Source organism: Phycisphaerales bacterium, from assembly GCA_016699835.1.
GTDB lineage: Bacteria > Planctomycetota > Phycisphaerae > Phycisphaerales > UBA1924.
The window spans coordinates 2,135,443-2,154,742 of the sequence record CP064987.1 but is presented as its reverse complement, the minus strand read 5'-3'; the positions used below and the strand labels follow the sequence as shown (position 1 = coordinate 2,154,742).

The window sequence follows — 19,300 nt, the reverse complement described above, 5'->3', positions numbered from 1 at the left end:
CAGCGCAGAATTTGACGCAGCGACTTGCACATCGAATCGGACCTGATACACTGTCTCCACAAATCTTGCCCCCCCCCGAAGGGCGTGGCGTTTCGATGCCACGCCCTTCTCCCTTTTTGAGTTCTTCGCACTTCAATCAGCGAGTGCCCACGGGAAGTCGGCGGGGGTCATCTCCGGTCGCCCCTGCAACCATCCCACGAGCCATTCGAAGGCGTCGATGAGCCTCGGCCCCGGGCGATTGAACATCTGGTTGCCATCCACGATCGCCACGCGTCCCGCGCGCACGCATTCGAGTTGCCACACACGCAGATCGCGCGACATCTCACGCCACGCGCGCATCGATTGATCGAGCGTCAGGCCGCACGGCGCGATGATCAATCGATCGGGGCTTGACTCGACGAGTTCGTCCATAGTGAGACGCCGGCCCTTGCCCGCGCGGCGTTCGGCCTGCATCGGACCCGCCGCCGCCCCAGCACGCGCGACAGGCGATGTCGGGTTGAGGGGAAGTCGCCCGCCGGCACGCTCGATCATCTGCACCGTCCAGTGCCCCGCGACGAAGGGCGGATCGGTCCATTCCAGGAACGCGACATTCGGACCATCGGCGTACGGATCGACGCGTTCCTGGGCCGCGAAGAGACGTTCACGCCACGCCGCGATGGTCGCGATCGCCTGGGACTCAAGGCCAACCTCGCGTCCGAGAAGGAGGGCGTCGTCGAGGACGCCCTCGATCGTCTCGGCCTTGAGCGCGATGATCCGGGCGCCAACGCGTGACGCCGCTTTGGCCACGCTGGCTCGATCGATCGTGCAGACCTCGCACAGGTCCTGGGTCAGAATCACGTCGGGTTTGAGCGACTCGAGCATCTGGAGGTCGAGGGTGTAGAGCGGCAAGCGCTCGGCCATCGCCTGACGCACGCGCTCATCGATCGACCGGCAGTCGGCACCCTCGGCCACAGACGGCATCGTCGGCGCGCACACCGCGGGCAACCGTTCCACGCCCGGCGGATGGTCGCACTCGTGCGAGCGCCCGACGAGGAGTCCCCTTCCACCGAGTTCGCAGAGGATCTCGGTTGCGCTGGGAACGAGGCTGACGACACGGATTGTGGCGGAAGATCGGGCGGGCACCGTCGGAGCATAGCGAGCACCCCTAACGTCCCCGGATCGCGGGCGTTTATGGTTTCATCGGGTGGGCGTCGCGCGGGCGGCGCGCCGATGAAAGACGGAACTCGCACGACCATGATCGGCGAGCACCGGTGATTGGTGCAGGTCCAGGGAGCGGAGAAGCCCATGAGATCTCGAACGACAGGATTGGCCCTTGCCCTCGCCTTGGCGGCGGGGGGATACTTGCCGACGACCGCCTTGGCCCAGGACGCGAAAGAGGCGATCCGCGAGGCACAGAAGGGTGGCAAGGACGACAAGGGCACTGGCAAGGAGGAGCCCGGAAAGACCCTGGACCCGCGCGAGCAGCGTGGCGCGGACCGTCGCGCCAACCGAATGGGCAACGAAGGCCGCCCAAGCATGGCCGGAGCCTTGCCAGGCACCCAGAACGGCACGCAACGTCCCGCGGCGAACTCCAACGCCGCTCCAGGGGCCGCCAACGCGATGCAACCCGCGGGCGCCACGCCGGCGGTGCACCAGGACATCCCCGATGTCGGGACGGGCGACGACGAGACGATCACGCTCGCGGCCTTCTCCGAGCCGGTGCAACTGACAACGCTCGTCGAACTGCTCGTGCAGACGCTGGACATCAACGTGGTCATCAAGGGCGACCTTATGGGCGCGGTGACGTTCTACGCGCCGGTCAGCGTGCACAAGTCGGAACTGATGTCGCTGGTGAACGCGCTCCTCGAGCAGTACAACTTCACGATCACGTCGTCGATGCCGGGGTTCTACACGGTTCACCCGCGCGACGCGATCGAGTCGCAGTTGGGCATGGCCGACGCGGCCCTGTCCGGCGCGACCACGCGCGTGATCCCTACGCCCAATGTCCGCGCCTCGTCGATCTCGACGCAGGTCACCTCGATCGCGCCGACCAAGTCCGCCGTCGCCTTCGATGATCTCGGGCTCATCGTCGCGACCGGCTCGCCCAGGCAACTCGATTCGTTCGAATCGCTGGTGAACAAGATTTTGTCGGAGTTCGCCAAGGCCGAGTTCACTCGGATCGAGGTCCGCCAGTTGTCGGCGCCGGTCGCGCTGCAGCGTGTGCTGGCGCTCGTAGGGCAGACCTCGCCCACGCGGAGCGCCAGCGTCCCTTCGCCCGATGGACAGCCCCCCCAGCAGAACGCCGCCCCCACTGCCCGCCCCAGTGCCCTCGATAACCTCGCCGATCGCCTCACGGTGGACCCACAAGGAAACGCACTCATCTTCCGCGGCGTGCAGTCGGAGATCGACTTCGTCCAGGGTGTCGTCGCCGTCATCGACCGCACGAGCGAACTCGAGCCCAAGCGCTACGAGGTCGGCTCGGCCGCCAAGCAGATCGCCGACATCGCCCGCGAACGAGGGATGGGCGAGGTCGTCTCCATTGAGAAGCAGTCCGGCGGGAACAACTTCGGAAACTATTACGACTACAACCAGCAGTACTTCTCCGCCCAGGCACGTCAGCAACGGCTCAACCAGCCCCTCATCGGCGGGCCCGTCATGGTCATCGACGAGAGCAGCGGGTCCATGCTGTACTACGGCACCGCCGAGCAGCACACCCAGATGGACAAACTCATCGCCGAACTCGACATCAAGGGCGATTTCATCGTCATCCGCAACTACAAACTCAAGCACTCCGACGCCGAGGAGGCCGCCACGCTCATCCAGACCCTGCTCGGTCAGGCGACCGGCGCACGTAACTCGCTCCTCCCCGGCGGCGGCGGCACCGGCGTCGCCCAGCCCGTGATCCAGAACTTCAACCCCGACGGCACGCCCGCGGGCGAACTCGCGCTCACCGGCGAGAACGCCTCCGTCACCGCCGACACCGCCAACAACCAGATCCTCGTCCGCGCCCCCGCCAAGCAGCAGGACGACTTCGAGAAACTCATCCAGAAGATCGACCTCCGCCGCCCGCAGGTCTATATCGAGGCCAAGATCGTCAGCGTCAACTGGACCGACGACATGCGCCTGGCCTTCGAGAGCCAACTCATCAACGCCGGCGGCTCCGGGGGCGCGCTCAACACCAACTTCGGGCTGAGCACCTTCCCCAACACCTTCACCGACCCCAAGGCCGTCGCCACGGGTCTCCCGGCGTTGACCGCCGCCGTCATCCGGAACGATCAGATCCCGATCATCCTCACCGCACTCCAGCGCAAGGTGGACACGCGCATCCTCTCGACGCCGCAACTTCTCGTCGATGACAACGAGGAGGCCAAGATCGCCTCGGTCGATGAGCAACCAACAACCACGACGACGCAGACCTCGGGCAACCCGACGACGACCTCGTTCGGCGGCTACGAGCAGGCCGGCACCGATCTCACCGTCACGCCCCACATCTCCGAGGGGGGCTACATGCGACTCGAGTACACCGCGAAACTCTCGAGTTTCACCGGACCCGCCGCCGCCAACACACCGCCGCCTCGCCAGACCAACGAACTCAACGCGGTCGTCACTGTTCCCTCCGACATGACCGTCGTTGTCGGCGGACTGACCTTCTCCAACAAGGGCAAGACCAAGATCTCCGTCCCGCTCCTGGGCGAGATCCCCCTCATCGGTCGCCTCTTCAGCGACGACAACACCAATGACCGCAAGACGACGCTCTATGTCTTCCTCACGCCCAAGATCATGCGCGATGAGCATTTCCGGGACCTGCGCCTGCTCACCGAAGGACCCATGGGAACCTCGCAACTCAACGCCGACACTCCGGCCCTCACACCCAGCACCATCAACCTGAACCAGTCGACGCCGTAACCCGGCCCCAGACGCCCACGCATGCCGCTCCTGCCAGCCTCCATCACGGGCAAATCAAACCCCAAGCCGGGCAACGGCACGCTCGCGCCCGCGGGCGCCACCGGCGACTGGGCGCGCATCGCGCAACTCCTGGGGCCCATCCGCCTCGCCCCCGAGCAACTCGCACAGTTCCCCAAACTGGAAGGCTCGGATGAGGAGCCCTGGGAAGTGCTGATGGGCCTGCTCGCGCTCGATGAGCACCAGGCCCTCGACCTTCTCTCCAAGCGCACGGGCGTCCCGTTCGTCGCCGAGCCTCGCCTGCAGGACTCGGCCTCGCGGTTCTACGAGATCGTCCCCCTCGATGTCGCGCGCCAGTTCCACATCGCCGCCATCGACACGGTCGGGCATGCCTTCACACTCGCGACGGCCCAGCCGATGCTCCCGGCCGTCTTCACGATGCTCGAGGAGATGCTCGACGCGCCCATCCGCCTGGTCTTTTCCCCTCGCGGCGGCGTGGCGAACCTCATCAACCGCGGCTACGAACGCCGCCAGGACCTCGTCACCGAGATCATCGAGGAGATGCCCCTCGACGAGCGGGCGATCGCTTCCGTGGCGGGACTCGCCGGCCAGGCGACCGACCTCCTCCAACTCGCGCGACAGACCCCCGTCATCCGCCTCGTGAACATGATCCTCTTCGAGGCCCTCCGCCGGCGCGCCAGCGACGTCCACGTCCACCCCGGCGAGACCAAACTCATTATTCGCTTCCGCATCGATGGCATGCTCGTCGACGCCTTCAGCCCGCCCCTCTCCCTTGCGCCGGCGATCTCCAGCCGCCTGAAGGTGATGACCGAACTCGACATCGCCAACCGCTACACCCCCCAGGACGGGCACACGACCGTCCGCATCGGCAGCCGCAAGATCGACATCCGTTTCTCCTGCATCCCCACGGTCTATGGCGAGCGCCTCGTCCTGCGCCTCCTCGACCAGTCTTCCACGCAACTCGATCTCAACGAGATCGGCATGACGCGCGACATGCAGAAGAGCCTCGTCGACCTCGTCGAGCGCCCCACCGGCATCATCCTCGTCACAGGCCCCACCGGCAGCGGCAAGACCACGACGCTCTATGCCGCCCTCCAGCGCGTCGATCGCGCCAGCCGAAACGTCATGACCATCGAGGACCCCGTCGAGTACCACCTCGACGGCATCAGCCAGATGCAGGTCAACGTGAAGCGCGGCGTCACCTTCGCCACCGGCCTCCGCGCCCTGCTCCGCCAGGATCCCGATGTCATTCTCGTCGGCGAGATCCGCGATAACGAGACGGCCCAACTCGCGATCCAGGCCTCGCTCACCGGGCACCTCGTGCTCGCCACGCTCCACACCAACGACGCCCCCAGTGCCGTCCCGCGCCTCATCGACATCGGCGTCGAGCCGTATCTCGTGACCTCGTCGCTCCTCGCGGTCCTCGCCCAGCGCCTGCTCCGCCGCACGTGCCAGACATGCAAGGGCACCGGCGTCGGCTCGAGCGGCGACGCGTGCGAGGCGTGCTTCGGGTCCAGGTACAAGGGGCGTCTTGCGGTCTATGAGATCATGACCATGACCGACGAGATCCGTCGGCTCACGGGCCAGCAGGCCGACGCCATCGCCCTCGCCGACGCCGCCCGCGCCCAGGGCTTCCTGCCGATGCGTGAGGACGCCCTCCGCAAGGTGGGGATGGGCCTGACCGACGAGGCCGAGGTCTATCGCGTGCTGCACTAGGCACAAACCGCCAAGACTCGATCGATTCGAAATCGCACCCGACCGCGTAGAATCTGTGGAAGCGGGGGATATCGCGCAGGGCGTAGCCCATTTGCACGCCGACGCACGTCTCCCGCATGGATTCCCCAGTCCCCGTCCACGGAGGACCGCCATGCGACCCGACATCCGGTACAACAACATCATCGATTCCGACGAGGCCCGCATCGCCCAGGCCGCTGCCGACCACGCGCCGAATCTTCCCGCGAACCAGATCAACGCGGACCAGTTCTACATCACCCAGCAGTACTGGAAGTACACGCGCGAGAACCACGACGTGTGGCGTGAGATGTTCGACCGCCGCTGGACCGTTCTTGAGCAGCAGGTCAGCCGTATCTTCATCGAGGGCATGAAGATCCTCAAACTCTCGCGCGACCGCCTCCCCCTGCTCGACGACTGGGTCGCCGACCGCGACCTCGAACTCGCCGGCGGCACCAAGGTCACCAAGGGCACGAAACTCGAGGGGATCAACACCTTCCTCCAGCGCGCCAGCAACTGGGCGAGTTACGGCGTGCCGGGCTACCTCCCCGCCAAGTCCTTCTTCGCCTGCCTCGCCCAGCGCGAGTTCCCCACCACCGTCCTCATCCGCCCGCGCGAGGTGATGGACTATCTCCCCGAGCCCGACATCTTCCACGACGTCTTCGGGCACGTCCCGCTCCACACGCTCAAGGTCTTTGCCGACTTCCTCCAGACCTATGGCAAGGCCGCCCTGCTCTGCGAGGACGAGGAGCACATCAAACGCCTCGGCCGGCTCTTCTGGTTCACCGTCGAGTTCGGACTGATCAAAGAGAATGGGCAGATCAAGGTCTATGGCAGCGGGCTGGTCAGCAGCCATGGCGAGGCCGCGTACTCGCTCACCGGCGACTGGGAACAACGCGGCGGCGAGGCCCCCGACTGCACCCCGCGCGACGTACCGGTCTACCGCCCCTTCGACCTCGACAAGGTCTGCAACACCGACTTCGAGATCGACCACTACCAGCCGATCTACTACGTCCTCGAGAGTTTCGAGCAACTCCGCGACGCGATGAACGACTATGCCGAGGAGGTCATCGGCGAGGCGGCGATGGAGAGCGTGACGGTGCGGTAAACGAACGCAACTTTCGGAGTCAACCGAGCCCAGGAGCGCCCATGGATCAGCAGGCACACGTGCCGGAAGTCGTTGTGGACGATCGCTCCTGTATCTCTTGCGGCTACAACCTCCGGGGGTTGCCCTGTGCCGGCGTCTGCTCGGAATGCGGCGCTTCCGTCTCCGAATCGCTCCGCGACGACCTCCTCCAGAACGCCTCGCGCGAGTACCTCACCGAGCTGCTGCTAGGCCACCGAATCGTCCTCATCACCATCCTCGTCAGCATCATCGTCGCGGTCTTGGCGGCCATCGCGACCTATGCCCTCGGCGGCTCGCCCGGCGTCGGCATCGCCCTGAACTTCGTCAGCATCGCCATCTCGATCGTCTCGATCGTCGGCTACTTCAAGATCGCCTCGCCCAACCCGCGCCACGTCGCGGGCGAGAGCCCGAAGTCGGCGAGGCAGATCGTCCGCTACGCCTGCATCGCCTCTCTCGTGATTGCCTGCGTGAGCTTCCCGCTCCAGTTCTTCACGCCGGCCGGTTCCCTCGATCTTATCACCTTACTGAATGTCCTTGTCGGACTCGTGAGCCTCGTCGCGTGGGGCATGCTCTTCTTTGGCATGATGAAACACGAGCAGTGGCTGGCGAAGCGTGTCCCCGACGACTGGATGGTCCGCCGTTCCAGCCGATACATGTGGCTCCTCCCTGTGCTGTACATCGTCGGGGCGCTCGTCCTCGTCGGGCCGCTCATCGCGCTCGTGCTCTACTGGAACTTCCTCGACCGCATGCGAAAGCACCTCAAGAGCATCCTTGAGACCGGAGCCCCCGCAGACGTCAAGGGAAGAGTCAGCCCGCCGGCCATCCCCACAAGCGCGCCCACCTCGACCGCACCACCACCGATCGCCGGCTAGCCCTCGACCACTCGAACAATCACGCGCCAACGAGTTAGGCCAGCCGCATCTCCCCCGGCGACGTCGGCAGCAGGCGCGCATCCTCCAGGTACCGCTCCAGGCTCTGGCGCACCTCCACCATCGTGTCCCCCGCGAACTTCTCCAGGAGCGCCCGCGCCACCTCGAACGCCACCACGTTCTCCAGCACCACGCTCGCCGCAGGCACCGCACACACGTCGCTCCGCTCGTGCACGCTCTTTGCCGATTCCTTCGTGTTGAGGTCCACGCTCTTCATGCCCTTCAGCAGCGTCGAGATCGGCTTCATCGCCGCCCGCACGACGATCGCCTGCCCGTTGGTCATGCCCCCCTCCAGCCCGCCGGCGTTGTTGGTGGGCCGAACGAAGCCAAGCGTGCGATCGTTGCGCCTCGATTTGTCGTAGTGGATCTCATCATGCACGCGGCTTCCCGCGCGCCTCGCCGCCTCGAATCCAAGCCCGATCTCGACACCCTTGATCGCCTGGATCCCCATCGCCGCTGCCGCGAGTCGAGAGTCGAGTTTGTCGCGCCAGTCCATGCACGAGCCAAGCCCCGGCGGACAGCCGAAGACGTGCGCCTCGACGAGGCCGCCCAGCGTGTCCTGGTTCTCCTTCGCCTCGCGGATCACGGCGCGCATCTTCTCCGCGATCGGCTCATCCGGGCAGGCCACATCGCTCGCGTCGCGGCGCACGCGCAGGTCCCTCGCATTCGACGCCTCGACACGGATCTCCGTCTCGACACCGCCAATCGCGCGAACAAATCCGAGCACCTCGATGCCAACCTCTCGAAGTAGCACGTGCGCGAGCGCCCCCGCCGTCGTCCGCGACGCCGTCTCCCGCGCGCTCGCCCGCTCCACCACGCCCCTCGCGTCCGTCGTCAGATACTTGATCGCCCCGGCAAGATCCGCGTGCCCTGGCCTCGGCTGGAACATCGGCGGCGTCCTCTCGGCATCATCGATCCGAGAGTCCTTGTTCCGCACCACCATCACCACCGGCGACCCGATCGTGAGCCCATCGCGAAGCCCCGAGAGAAACTCCACGCAATCATCCTCGATCCGCTGGCGCGCGCCGCGCCCATAGCCACGCTGCCGCCGGGCGAGTTCGCCGTCGATCGCCGCCGCCTCGACGTGCAACCCCGCGGGCATCCCCGAAACCACGGCGACGCACGCCGCCCCGTGCGACTCACCGGCCGTGATGTGCTCCAGTCGCGCCACCTTTGGCTCCTAATCGTGCTTCTACTTCCCGCTGTCGTCGCTCTTCGGTTCCGCCGGTGGTTCTTTCACGCCGACGAGTTCGATCGTGAAGACCAGCGTGGCGTTCGGCGGGATCACATCGCCCTCGCCGTCGGCGCCGTACGCCATCTGGGGCGGGATCATGAGCCGACGAATCCCGCCGACCTTCATCCCCGGCACGCCGACCTGCCACCCCGGGATCAGCCGATTGAGCGGAAACTCCGCCGGCTCGCCGCCACGCGTGCTGTCAAAGACCTTGCCGTCCTCCGCGAGCGTGCCGTGGTAGTGCACCGTGACAATGCTCTTGCGCTTCGCTTCGTCGCCCGTCCCAACTTTGAGATCCTCGATCGTCATCGCTATCCCCTTGAAGTTCATCGGCTCCATCTTCGTGCCATCGGGCGCCTCATAGAGCAGTGTCTTGTGGTTCGACGAGCACCCTCCCACCGCCACCACACACGCCACGACGAGAGACCATCCGATCACCGTCATTTTTCGAGACATTTGACCATCCCTTCTGTTCGCCAAACACTGAACACAGAGGACACGGAGGGATGCTAAGGAAGACAAAGGAGAAGTTGGGTTTGAGAGTGAGTCTTGATCGTGAAGTGAGAAACGGGAGGCGGCATTGAGAACGGCCTCACACCCTCACGCTCTTTCCCTCTGACTTCCTCCGCATCCCTCCGCGTCCTCTGCGTTCGCCCCTCGCGTTCGTCTACTCGCAGTTCACTACAGTTCCATGTGACCATAGCCCGCGAAGGCAACCCGCCACGACACCCCACGCTCCTCGTCACCCTCGGCGACCCCGGCGGCATCGGCCCCGAGGTCGTCGTCAAGGCCCTCGCCGCCGCGCTTCCCACGCTCGACGCGTCCATCGAGATCATCGGCGTCGAGCCACACCTCGAAGACGCCGCCCGCAAGGCTGGGATCAAGCCCTTCTGGGCAGTGTCCCACGAGAGCCGCACCGAACCCTCAACGTCTCGAATCACGCTGACCACACCCATCGCCGATCTCCCCGCGACGTTCGACGCGCGCCCCTCCGCGATCAATGGCCGGGCCTCCTTCCTCTGGGTCCGCCACGCCATCGCCCGCGCCAACGAACTCCACGCCAGAGGCCACCCCGTCGCCGTCGTCACCGGGCCCATCTCCAAAGAAGCCTGGGCCCTCGCCGGGTTCGCCCAGTTCCCCGGTCACACCGAACTCTTCGCGCACGACACCGGCGCGATACGCCACGCGATGATGTTCGAGAGCCCGCGCTTGCGCGTCGTCCTCGCCACGGCCCACGTCCCCCTCGCCGATGTCCCCAAAGTCCTGACGACCCAACGCGTCCTCGACGCCATCGAACTCGGGGCCGCCGCGTGTGTGCGCCTGGGCATCGAGCGCCCCCGCCTCGCCGTCCTCGGCCTCAACCCCCACGCCGGCGAGCACGGCCTTCTCGGCGGTGACGAGCAACTCGTCATCATCCCCGCGATCGAACACGCCAGGTCGCAGGGCCTCGATGTGCAAGGCCCATTCCCCGCCGACACCATCTATCGCGACTGCCTCATCGGCGCACCGTCCGAACACGAAGGCGAACGCAGAGGAAGCGGAGGGGGACAGAGGAAGGCAGAGAAGAAGATGGGTGAAGAAGGCAATCGGCCCGCGCCGTTCAACAGTTCTTCCCCTCCGTCTTCCTCCTCATGTCCTCCAGCCCTCTGCGTTCCGCGTTCCTCTCGCTTCGACCTCGCCGTCGCGATGTACCACGACCAGGGCCTCATCCCCCTCAAACTCCTCGCCTTTGAGAGTGCCGTCAACTGCACCCTGGGCCTCCCCTTCCCCCGCACCAGCCCCGACCACGGCACCGCCTTCGCGATCGCCGGCGAGAACCACGCCGACCCCTCAAGCATGCTCGCCGCCCTCCACCTCGCGGCACGGCTGGCATAGTTCAGTACAATTCGTGGAGTATGTCAACGTCACACGAGGCTACATCTCGCTCCCGACCGCAGTGCCTTGCGGTTTATCTATTCGCGATTGTCATCGTGGTCGTGATCGATGTTTTTCGAACCTGGCATTACCTGGATCACGCCCCCGACACCATCGGCGAGGGTGGCGTGCCCTCGATCCCGTTCTATGCGCTCTGTTGCAGGGTTGGCGTCGCACTCGTGGGCGCGATCGTTCCTCTGGTCTTTCGGCCTTTACGCCGCTTTTTCATCCTTGCCATGCTGCTCATCGCAATCGCCGCGATTAACTCGGTCATCAGTCTGTTGTGGCAATACTCGTGACCAACACCGAAACAATACGACATCGCAAGCGATTGTTAATGTACGACCGGAGATGATCATGTCTGAGACCGACCCAGGACCGCAATCGGCTCTGCCAGACTTACCAGCAACTCAATCAACGGCATCCGAAGCGAATCGCAAACACACCCCACAAGCCACGATTCCATTCGAGTCTGTGGATCCTGCGGCTATGACCTCAGCGGACTGGTCAAGGTCACCTGTCCCGAGTGTGGCACGATCGGTACAGGGATCACCCCAGTCAAGACACACGTTCGTCTCACTCTTCTGTACTTTGTAGCCACCAGTTCACTCGTCGCACTCGATGCGTATTGGGTCGTGAGGTACATCGTTTCGGGTTACTTTCCTCAGCGGGCAAACTGGCTCGTCGACATGCTGTACTGGATCGTTCCCTCGCCAATGACGGTTCATGTCGCTGCGCTAGCTATTCCAGCCGCATCGAAGCGGTTCCGTGAGCCACGCACATACTCGCTGCTCCTCTCCCTCGTGATCATCGTCCAGAACATCCAGTATGTCTGGACCGAGATTCGGTAGTCCCTCTCCGGTGTCTGTCCGAGTGCCGTGTACCACACCGAGCGGCTTCTCGAACTACTCTCTCCCCATGAAGCCTGCCACCCCTAGCATTCTCATCGCCCTCCTCCCCCTCGCCGCCCTCGCCCCCACCGCGCTTGCCTGGGACGCCTATGGCCACCGCCTCGTCACCCAGGCCGCCATGGCCGAGTTCAATAAGGCCGTCCACCCGCCGGCCTGGCTCGGGGCCGACAACGTCGCCTTCCAGATCGCCGACCAGGCCACCGTCCCCGACCGCTGGCGGAGCATCAAGGTCCCCCAACTCGTCCACCTCAACTCCCCCGACCACTTCATCAACATCGAGCCGCTGGAGAAGTACGGGCTCACGCTCAAGACGCTCCCGCCCCTTCGTTACGACTACGTCCGCCAGGTCCACACCTTCCGCTTGAGCCCCGGCTTCGAGGACCCCGACAAGAACCCCGCCTACACCGACCCCGCCAAGTCGCGCGAGATCCCCGGCTTTCTCCCCCACTCCATCGTCGAGTCCCACGCCAAGGCCATCGCCGCCCTCCGCGTCGTCCGCATCCTCGAGGAACTCAACGACCCCTCGCGCAAGGAGCAACTCGCGATGGCCCGCGCCCAGGCCCTCTCCGCCATGGGCATCCTCAGCCACTACGTCGGCGACGCCGCCCAGCCCCTCCACACCACCATGAACTACAACGGCTGGGTTCAGGAGAACCCCAAGGGCTACACCACCAGCCGCCAGTTCCACTCGTTCATCGATGGCGGCGTCCTCAAACTCCACTCCATCACCGCGAGCGATGTCCTCGCCCAGACACCCACGCCTTACGCCATCAACGAGAACAACCCCTGGAACGACGCCATCGAGCACATCCAGCGGAGTTTCGCCCAGGCCGAGCCGCTCTACGCCCTTGAAAAATCCGGGGACCTCGGCAAAGCGCCGGGCAAGGAGTTCATCGCCAAGCGTCTCGGCGACGGCGCCGCCATGCTCGCGGGGCTGTACATCGCCGAGTACAACGCCGCCAAGCCCACGCCCAAGGACCTCGAAGAGTTCACTCGATTCGACAACTACGAGTTGACGCTCAAACTCCAGCCACCCTCGGCCAAAGTCGAAGCCCCAAAGACCGGCGAAGCCGCGCCATCTCCCGTCGAAGCCCCCGCCGCACCTGCTGCGGACTCTCCCGCGGGCACGTGAGCCTCGTCTACGCGAGTGGCCCCTTAATACGCCTTGACGACCTCGGCCGTCGGATAGAACCGTCGCATCATCTCGCGCCAGTCCACGCCCAGCTCCGCGAAGCCCTTGGCGCAGTGCTGGCACATTCCCACGCCATGCCCGCTCCCGCGCCCGTGCAGGCGCACGACATCCGCCCAGATCTCTATGTCCATGTCGCCGCTGAGCACCTGGTTCTCGAGCGCGATCGGCGCGAGCCCCGTCGCCGTGTAGTTCAACGCCGCACGCATCTCTTCCGCCGCCAGCACGACCTCCCCGCCGTTCGAATCCGTCACGCGATACTCGACAGGCCGCCCCGCGCTGTTGCGCCGTGACACCTCGATCGCCCGCACACGCGAGATCACCGGCGTGTCGGCCTTCCGCCGAAGCACCCAACTCCGGAGCCGAACACTCAGGTCCTGCGCATCCCGCGTCGCCTCCCACCGAGACGACTTCGACCCCTGGCACGCGCTCTCCCGAGGCGAGCCCTGCAAAGGCTCGGCACTATTGAAGTCATACCCCGGAGTGGAACCCCACACGTCCCGCGCCGACGCCGCCCGACCGCCGCACGTGCTGCTGTAGTACGCCCGGATCAGCCCGCCGCGCCACGAGAGCACCATCCCGCGCGTCGCCGCCACCGCCTCGACCACCGCAGAACTCTTGGGGATCGACCCGAACGCCTGGTCCGCCTCGGTCCCCTCAACGTCGTACCACCCCGTCGTCATGCTCGACCCGCGCCGGGCGCGATCACGCTCGAACATCGCATAGGTCCGCGCCGCCACCGATTGTGCTTCCAGCGCCTGCCGAGGCCACGCCGCCGACATCTCCTTCGACACCACCCCCGATACGTACGACTCCAGGGGCATCGACAGCGCCACGTCCAGCAGCCCCATCGCCGAATCCTCGCGAGGACGCACAACGGCGAACCCCGGCACGAGCATCCCGTTCACCGTGATCCCCGACGCAAGGCGCGCCGCTCCAACACCGCCCGCCACGACCCGGCTCGAGTCGGACCGCTCGCCTTCCACCGCGAGCACCTCCACCGCCATCCCCTCGCCGAAGGTCTGCGATGCACCGGATCGATCCGTCACGCGGATCGCTCCGACGCGGACCTCCATCGTCACCGGCGTCAGCATCACCTGCGTTCGGTACCCGCCCCCAGCGCGGACATACACACGCCCGCCGCTCCCCCCACCCGCCCGATCGCCCGGCACGCCGATCGACACGCGCTTCACCCCCGCATGAGTCCGCACCCGGATCTCGGGCTCCTCCCCCAACTCGACCTTGGGCCCCACGGCCGACGCCGTCGGCGAGACGATCGACTCGATCGCCCGCGACATCCGCGTCCCCTCGCACGAGCCAAGCCCCACGCCCATCGCCACAACCGCGCCGGACGCAGCCATCCTCCAACCCCACTCGCCCAAGCACATCCGGCGGTTCATCTATCATCACCTCACATGCGACACGACCCCTGCACCGCGATCCGCAACCCCACCCGCGTTTGGACGTCCAAATCCGCCGCGCACGCCACCGCGACCCTCCTCGCGGCCGGGACATACCTCATGGGCTTGATCGGCTGCCGCGCCACAATCCCTCCACCGCCCGTCTCCAAGGCACCGTATCCAGGCCCGACTCTCTCGGTATTCGCCACATCCAAGGCCGACGCTCACGTCCCCGGCCTCGGTGGGCTGGCCACATATCGCATCCAGATGGACGCCCCATCTCCAGGCTACACCCTCGAACTCGACCGCGTGGACGACGGCTTCAACGAACGCACCGTCTACATCACCTGCCATCGCCCATACCAGGACTTCCCACACGATCCAACACCGGTCACCCAAATCCTCGCCACCAGCGCCACCACCGACCTGGGCCTCATCGTCTTCGCACGCCTCGCCGACGCGCTCGAAGTGCCGGATGCCGACGCCAAATACCACCTCGCGGCACGCGTGCCGAAATCAACATCCACGAATTCTCCGACAAACTGATCGATACACGGCAGATCGGCACCGATAGGGTTCCAAACAAACATCCACACCCGGCTATAGTCCAACCATGGACCCCGCCGACCGGGAACTCCTCCGCCTGACCATGGTCCCCGATCTGGGGCCCAAGCGCATCTCGGCTCTCCTCAACACGTTTGGTTCCACCGACGCCATCGCGCGCGCGTCCGCTGCCGATCTCGAGCGCGTCAGGGGCATCGGCCCCGTCATCGCGCGCAACGCCGCACAGTTCTTCGCCCAAGGCGACAAGCCCCTCGACGACGAGATCACTCTCGCCACGCATCTGGGTGTCTCCATCGTCACCCGAGCAAACCCGGCGTATCCGTCGCTCCTGACCGAACTTCCAGACGCTCCGCCGCTGCTCTTTGTCCGAGGCGATCTCGTCCCCGAGCGTGACCGATTCGCCGTCGCCATCGTCGGATCCCGCGATTGCACGGCCTATGGCCTCGAACAGGCCGAACGCTTCGCCGCCGTCCTTGCCAGTGCCGGGATCACGATCATCTCCGGCGGGGCCCGCGGCATCGACACCGCCGCCCATCGCGGCGCGATGCGCGCGCAGGGTCGAACCATCGCCGTCCTTGGGTGTGGCCTCGCCCGCTGTTATCCGCCGGAAAACGCCCAACTCTTCGAGCAGATCTCGTCTCGCGGGGCCGTCGTCTCCGAACTTCCCCTGAACACCTCGCCCGAATCCTCGAACTTCCCCGCGCGCAACCGCATCATCTCGGGGATGTCGATCGGCGTCCTCGTGATCGAGGCGGGGCAGAAGTCGGGCGCACTCATCACCGCACGCCAAGCCGTCGAGGAGCATGGACGCGAGGTCATGGCCGTCCCGGGTCGCGTGGACTCGGCCGCGAGCAAGGGAACCAACGACCTCCTGAAGTCGGGCGGCGCGCACCTGGTCACCGAGCCGGGCGATGCCATCGCGATTCTCGAATCGCAGGCGCGACACGTCTTCCAGGGCACGCACGCCGATCGGTACTCGCTCTTCTCGGAATCGACGTCGAGCGCGTCGCAAGTCACGAACCCAGGGGACAATGCGGCTCTCGAATCGATTTCAACCGGCCCCAAAGAAGGCTCGATCGAGGCAAGGATCCTTGACGTGTTGGATGAGCCGAGGACCCTCGACGAACTCGCACTCCGCCTCTCGACCGAACCTTCTGGCCTTCGGAGTGGGCTGACAATCCTCGAAATTCAGGGACGTGTCCGCAGATCCGGCCCCCGATTCGAGCGGTCTCGACCAACGGCAAATGCCCTTCAGAGGCCGTGAATGCGGTTTGGCCCCAGTAAAACCCCTAGAACCGAACATGAACCGCCCAAATTGGCTTGACATCTCTTGCCGTCTGGATTGTGATATGCTAGTCTAATCCGAACAGACCCGATGACTACTGCACGGGTCCCAAACAAGTCGCCTCGCGTTGCCGGACTTCGGAATGCACCTGAGGCGCAACCGACAAGGGCTGATCGCCGGAGGCGATCATGAGAGCAAAGTCCGAAGCGAGATCCGGAGGCGATCGTCGACGCGGAGCAATGGAGCGCATGGGACGAAACCCGAACCACGAGGACGAGCAGCCTCGACCGTGCGCGGAATGCCGTGAGGACGAAGATGAAGGTTTCTGGAACATCTATCTCGACATCGTGCGTGGTGTGCCTGGGCCCCGGCGGCGACTACCGACAGGAACTCCGCCCGGTCCTGGGCGAGGTGGTCGACCTCCTCGCCAAGGACGCGGCAGCTGGCAAGATGACCCCGAATGGAATCTTCGCTCTCGCAACGCGTTGGTCGCAGGCCATCATCTCGGCGGTCGCGGCGTGCCTCTCACCCCGGGATTGGGCCGAGGCGGCAGGCCATGCCGTTGAGGTTGAGGTTGGCGTCGGTTCTGACGACACCGTCGCTGATTCGGGACTGGTCTGCAATGGAGACGAGGCCGAAGACCGCGAACTCGCCGGCGAGGCCCGGTCTCGTTGGCTCATTGAGGCCGCAGGTGTGATGGCGACGGTCGATTCCTGGCTGGACCGACAGGCCGAGTCGCTGGGCGCCCTGGCCCGATCGGTCTCTGACGTGACACATAGCCGGGTTCCCGCGCTGGCGACGGCTTTCGACCTGCTCGAAGGCGATTGGGAAGGTCCACCGGCCCCTGGACGAGCGGGCGCCTTGGTCAACATATTCAGTGACGCTCCGGCCTTTGCCGGGGCGAGGGATGGTGTGGGTAGGAATGACGCAAACCGGGATCGCTCGCCGAGCGTGAGGATCCCCTCTTGGAAGGAAGCACGCGATGAACTTGACCCCCAAGCAACTTCGAATCCTGCAACTGATTCGCGACTGGCGCGTTCGTCGGGGCTATTCGCCGACGATGCAGGAACTCGCGGACGAGATCGGAGTGAGCAAGGTCACCGTCTTCGAGCACGTCGAGGCGCTCATCAAAAAGAACGCGCTCATCCGCGAGCCCAACAAGGCACGCTCTTTATCGATCGCTGACGGGATTGCCGTCCCCGACGAGGCTCGCCCCCTGCGCTTCCCGCTGGTCGGGCGGATCGCCGCGGGCAACCCCATCGAGCGCGTTGCCAACGAGGAAGAGATCGACCTCGCCGAGGTGATCTGTGCCGCCCCGGGTCGGCAGGAATCCACCTTCGCCCTGAAGGTCGAGGGCGACTCGATGCGCGACGAGGGCATCCTCGATGGCGACTACGTCCTCATCGAGCGCACCCAGGTCGCGCAGAACGGCGACAAGGTCGTCGCCCTACTCCCCGATGGCTCCACCACCCTCAAGACCTTCTACAAGGAAGACGACCACATCCGCCTCCAGCCCGCCAACCCCTCGTTTGATCCGATCCGCGTCAAGTTCTGCCAGGTGCAGGGGATTGTCAAGGGCGTGGTTCGCCGCTACGGACGCTGATACGCGGCGCGTTCCGTTACGACTTGGTTCGTTGCACACACAACAGAATGTAAAACTCAACAGACCCCCTCAGGCATGCCCGAGGGGGTCTTCGTGTGGGTGGCCAACTCGGGATGGAGTCCACCACGAGCGGCTGCGGGTGATACCGGACGCTTGGCCCAGAGTTTCAGCGCGCAGTAGTTTTTCGAAGAATCAGTTACTTGGGAGCAGGAGCCTTGGTCCCGGTCCCGGCCGGCGCGTTGGTCGGCTTGGGGCTTGAGGCCGTGCCCGGCTTGGTTGCGGGTGTTCCTGCGGGTGCGGTCGATCCACCCGGCCCGGCACCGCCACCCGAGGGGGCTGCGCCACCGCCGGCGGTCCCGGCAACCGGTGGCGTGTTGATGACCTCGGCGATCTTGGAGATCTCGGCGGTGGTGCTCAGGCTGACGTAGCGCCGGCCCTTGCTCTCGCGGACAACGACGCCGCCCGAAGGCCAATAGGGATATCCATTCAGGGCCCGGTGCATGTAGTCCGGAGCGTTGACGATGAAGTTCCCCTGGAAGTAGGTGATCGAGCCGCCCGACCCGCCGTTCTCCTGCCACTGGTCAGACTCGATGAGCGAGACGATGAGACGCTTGAGATCGTCGGCCTTCTCCTCGGGGGTTTTGACGTCCTGATCCTGCCCGCGGGTGCCGCCAGTATCACGGAAGGGTGATCGTGCCTGCGATGCCCCGCGTCCACCGGAGCCTTGGAGGACCGTGTTCAGGTCGAAGTCGGGGGCGTCGGTGTAGTTGGGGATCTCGGTGAGGAGATCGATGATGGAGTAGGTCTCGACGCGCTTGTAGACGTTGAGACGCTCGCGCGGGCCGAACTGCAGCGAGCCGGTGTCGCTCATCTGCCAGGCGCTCATCCCGGTGAACTCGCTCCCGGCTCGCTCGAGGATCTTGTCGAGGATCGTCAGAGCCGGAAGCGACGTGGTCTTGAGCGTGATCGTGGAGTCCTTGTCCAAGCCGACGGCATGGGTGTCGTCGATCCACAACGGCTCGAAATCGGCCCCCGTCACCGTCTGCAGGTACTGCACGATGTCCTCGAGCCGCTGGTCGGTGAAGTCCACGGCGATGGGCTTCATCATGCGGAGGAGCGTGTCGCGCTGGGGGATGCCCGTCGTTCGCACCGTGGAGCCGCCGGAAACTGTCGCACCCTTCGCGCTGGGGGCCGTGCCCTGGGCCAGGGCCATGCTCGAGAGGCCCAACGCCATCCCGGCAGAGAGGATGAGATGAGCGGCGGATCGCGCGAATGTCTTGCTTGTGAACTTCATGCCCTGGCTCCTTTGTCGTCTGGCCTTGCGAAAGTCCGGTGTTGTGTCGCCTCTGGGGCGAGCATCGATCGCGGTTGGAATCGATCATTGTGGAACGCCCGGGTGTGCGGCACACAGTGATCGAACCTCATTGCATCGAAACGCGTCGAGCCGGAACACTCGCCCCATCAACAGTTCTTCCGACCGAGTTGTATAGACGTATCGACCGTCTGGAAGT

General features: G+C 65.3%; 17 protein-coding genes. 11 read left to right on the top strand and 6 right to left on the bottom strand.

What is annotated here, in order from left to right:
• Positions 1-132: 132 nt before the first annotated feature.
• Positions 133-1,122 carry a hypothetical protein gene (locus tag IPK69_08945; protein QQS08124.1) on the bottom strand — a complete coding sequence of 330 codons (990 nt, stop codon included), beginning with the start codon at positions 1,120-1,122 and terminating at the stop codon, positions 133-135.
• 162 nt (positions 1,123-1,284) lie between these two features.
• Between IPK69_08945 and IPK69_08940 the strand changes: the two genes are divergently transcribed.
• The 4 genes from IPK69_08940 to IPK69_08925 all read left to right on the top strand — a co-directional run bounded on the left by IPK69_08940 (position 1,285) and on the right by IPK69_08925 (position 7,632).
• Positions 1,285-3,885 (top strand): hypothetical protein, encoded by a 2,601-nt coding sequence (locus tag IPK69_08940; GenBank protein ID QQS08123.1) that lies wholly within the window; start codon positions 1,285-1,287, stop codon positions 3,883-3,885.
• Between the two features lie 21 nt (positions 3,886-3,906).
• Positions 3,907-5,619 carry a type II/IV secretion system protein gene (locus IPK69_08935; protein QQS08122.1) on the top strand — a complete coding sequence of 571 codons (1,713 nt, stop codon included), beginning with the start codon at positions 3,907-3,909 and terminating at the stop codon, positions 5,617-5,619.
• 151 nt (positions 5,620-5,770) lie between these two features.
• The gene (locus IPK69_08930; GenBank protein QQS08121.1) at positions 5,771-6,742 is read left to right on the top strand and encodes a phenylalanine 4-monooxygenase; all 972 of its coding nucleotides are present in this window, start codon (positions 5,771-5,773) and stop codon (positions 6,740-6,742) included.
• Positions 6,743-6,783: 41 nt separating this feature from the next.
• Entirely contained in the window at positions 6,784-7,632 is an 849-nt protein-coding gene (locus IPK69_08925; protein QQS08120.1) for a hypothetical protein, read from the top strand.
• A gap of 34 nt (positions 7,633-7,666) precedes the next feature.
• On the opposite strand, the gene aroC is transcribed toward IPK69_08925, so the two are convergent.
• On the bottom strand, positions 7,667-8,851 hold the full coding sequence (gene aroC, locus IPK69_08920) for a chorismate synthase (GenBank protein ID QQS10456.1): 1,185 nt from the start codon (positions 8,849-8,851) through the stop codon (positions 7,667-7,669).
• A gap of 30 nt (positions 8,852-8,881) precedes the next feature.
• Entirely contained in the window at positions 8,882-9,238 is a 357-nt protein-coding gene (locus IPK69_08915; protein QQS10455.1) for an FKBP-type peptidyl-prolyl cis-trans isomerase, read from the bottom strand.
• A 378-nt stretch (positions 9,239-9,616) separates the two neighbouring features.
• On the opposite strand from IPK69_08915, the gene IPK69_08910 reads away from it, so the two are divergent.
• The 4 genes from IPK69_08910 to IPK69_08895 all read left to right on the top strand — a co-directional run bounded on the left by IPK69_08910 (position 9,617) and on the right by IPK69_08895 (position 12,880).
• Positions 9,617-10,798: a 4-hydroxythreonine-4-phosphate dehydrogenase PdxA gene (locus tag IPK69_08910; GenBank protein ID QQS08119.1), complete on the top strand. Its 1,182-nt coding sequence runs from the start codon at positions 9,617-9,619 to the stop codon at positions 10,796-10,798.
• Positions 10,799-10,893: 95 nt separating this feature from the next.
• Positions 10,894-11,136 carry a hypothetical protein gene (locus IPK69_08905; protein QQS08118.1) on the top strand — a complete coding sequence of 81 codons (243 nt, stop codon included), beginning with the start codon at positions 10,894-10,896 and terminating at the stop codon, positions 11,134-11,136.
• Between the two features lie 390 nt (positions 11,137-11,526).
• Entirely contained in the window at positions 11,527-11,688 is a 162-nt protein-coding gene (locus IPK69_08900) for a hypothetical protein (protein ID QQS08117.1), read from the top strand.
• A 67-nt stretch (positions 11,689-11,755) separates the two neighbouring features.
• On the top strand, positions 11,756-12,880 hold the full coding sequence (locus IPK69_08895) for a hypothetical protein (GenBank protein QQS08116.1): 1,125 nt from the start codon (positions 11,756-11,758) through the stop codon (positions 12,878-12,880).
• Between the two features lie 23 nt (positions 12,881-12,903).
• On the opposite strand, the gene IPK69_08890 is transcribed toward IPK69_08895, so the two are convergent.
• On the bottom strand, positions 12,904-14,298 hold the full coding sequence (locus IPK69_08890) for a SpoIID/LytB domain-containing protein (GenBank protein QQS08115.1): 1,395 nt from the start codon (positions 14,296-14,298) through the stop codon (positions 12,904-12,906).
• 54 nt (positions 14,299-14,352) lie between these two features.
• Here IPK69_08890 and IPK69_08885 point away from each other — a divergent pair, with 54 nt between their 5' ends.
• Both IPK69_08885 and dprA read left to right on the top strand, forming a co-directional pair.
• Positions 14,353-14,883, top strand: coding sequence for a hypothetical protein (locus tag IPK69_08885; GenBank protein ID QQS08114.1), 531 nt, complete (start codon positions 14,353-14,355; stop codon positions 14,881-14,883).
• Positions 14,884-14,950: 67 nt separating this feature from the next.
• Complete coding sequence (dprA, locus tag IPK69_08880) at positions 14,951-16,165, top strand: DNA-protecting protein DprA (protein QQS08113.1); 1,215 nt, start codon at positions 14,951-14,953, stop codon at positions 16,163-16,165.
• Positions 16,166-16,711: 546 nt separating this feature from the next.
• Here dprA and IPK69_08875 read toward each other — a convergent pair.
• Positions 16,712-16,963 carry a hypothetical protein gene (locus tag IPK69_08875; GenBank protein QQS08112.1) on the bottom strand — a complete coding sequence of 84 codons (252 nt, stop codon included), beginning with the start codon at positions 16,961-16,963 and terminating at the stop codon, positions 16,712-16,714.
• Between the two features lie 205 nt (positions 16,964-17,168).
• Here IPK69_08875 and lexA point away from each other — a divergent pair, with 205 nt between their 5' ends.
• A complete protein-coding gene (lexA, locus tag IPK69_08870; GenBank protein ID QQS08111.1) occupies positions 17,169-17,789 on the top strand; it encodes a transcriptional repressor LexA in 621 nt (206 codons plus the stop codon).
• 196 nt (positions 17,790-17,985) lie between these two features.
• Here the strand turns inward: lexA and IPK69_08865 are convergent, their stop codons facing one another.
• Positions 17,986-19,083 carry a hypothetical protein gene (locus IPK69_08865; GenBank protein ID QQS08110.1) on the bottom strand — a complete coding sequence of 366 codons (1,098 nt, stop codon included), beginning with the start codon at positions 19,081-19,083 and terminating at the stop codon, positions 17,986-17,988.
• Positions 19,084-19,300: the final 217 nt, after the last annotated feature.

Bases quoted from the DNA above. Each gene is read 5' to 3' on its own strand.
- IPK69_08940 (QQS08123.1), top strand. From the start codon at position 1,285: ATGAGATCTCGAACGACAGGATTGGCCCTTGCCCTCGCCTTGGCGGCG.
- IPK69_08935 (QQS08122.1), top strand. From the start codon at position 3,907: ATGCCGCTCCTGCCAGCCTCCATCACGGGCAAATCAAACCCCAAGCCG.
- IPK69_08930 (QQS08121.1), top strand. From the start codon at position 5,771: ATGCGACCCGACATCCGGTACAACAACATCATCGATTCCGACGAGGCC.
- IPK69_08925 (QQS08120.1), top strand. From the start codon at position 6,784: ATGGATCAGCAGGCACACGTGCCGGAAGTCGTTGTGGACGATCGCTCC.
- IPK69_08900 (QQS08117.1), top strand. From the start codon at position 11,527: ATGCTGTACTGGATCGTTCCCTCGCCAATGACGGTTCATGTCGCTGCG.
- IPK69_08895 (QQS08116.1), top strand. From the start codon at position 11,756: ATGAAGCCTGCCACCCCTAGCATTCTCATCGCCCTCCTCCCCCTCGCC.
- IPK69_08890 (QQS08115.1), bottom strand. From the start codon at position 14,298: ATGGCTGCGTCCGGCGCGGTTGTGGCGATGGGCGTGGGGCTTGGCTCG.
- IPK69_08885 (QQS08114.1), top strand. From the start codon at position 14,353: ATGCGACACGACCCCTGCACCGCGATCCGCAACCCCACCCGCGTTTGG.
- dprA (QQS08113.1), top strand. From the start codon at position 14,951: ATGGACCCCGCCGACCGGGAACTCCTCCGCCTGACCATGGTCCCCGAT.
- IPK69_08875 (QQS08112.1), bottom strand. From the start codon at position 16,963: ATGTGTCACGTCAGAGACCGATCGGGCCAGGGCGCCCAGCGACTCGGC.
- lexA (QQS08111.1), top strand. From the start codon at position 17,169: ATGAACTTGACCCCCAAGCAACTTCGAATCCTGCAACTGATTCGCGAC.
- IPK69_08865 (QQS08110.1), bottom strand. From the start codon at position 19,083: ATGAAGTTCACAAGCAAGACATTCGCGCGATCCGCCGCTCATCTCATC.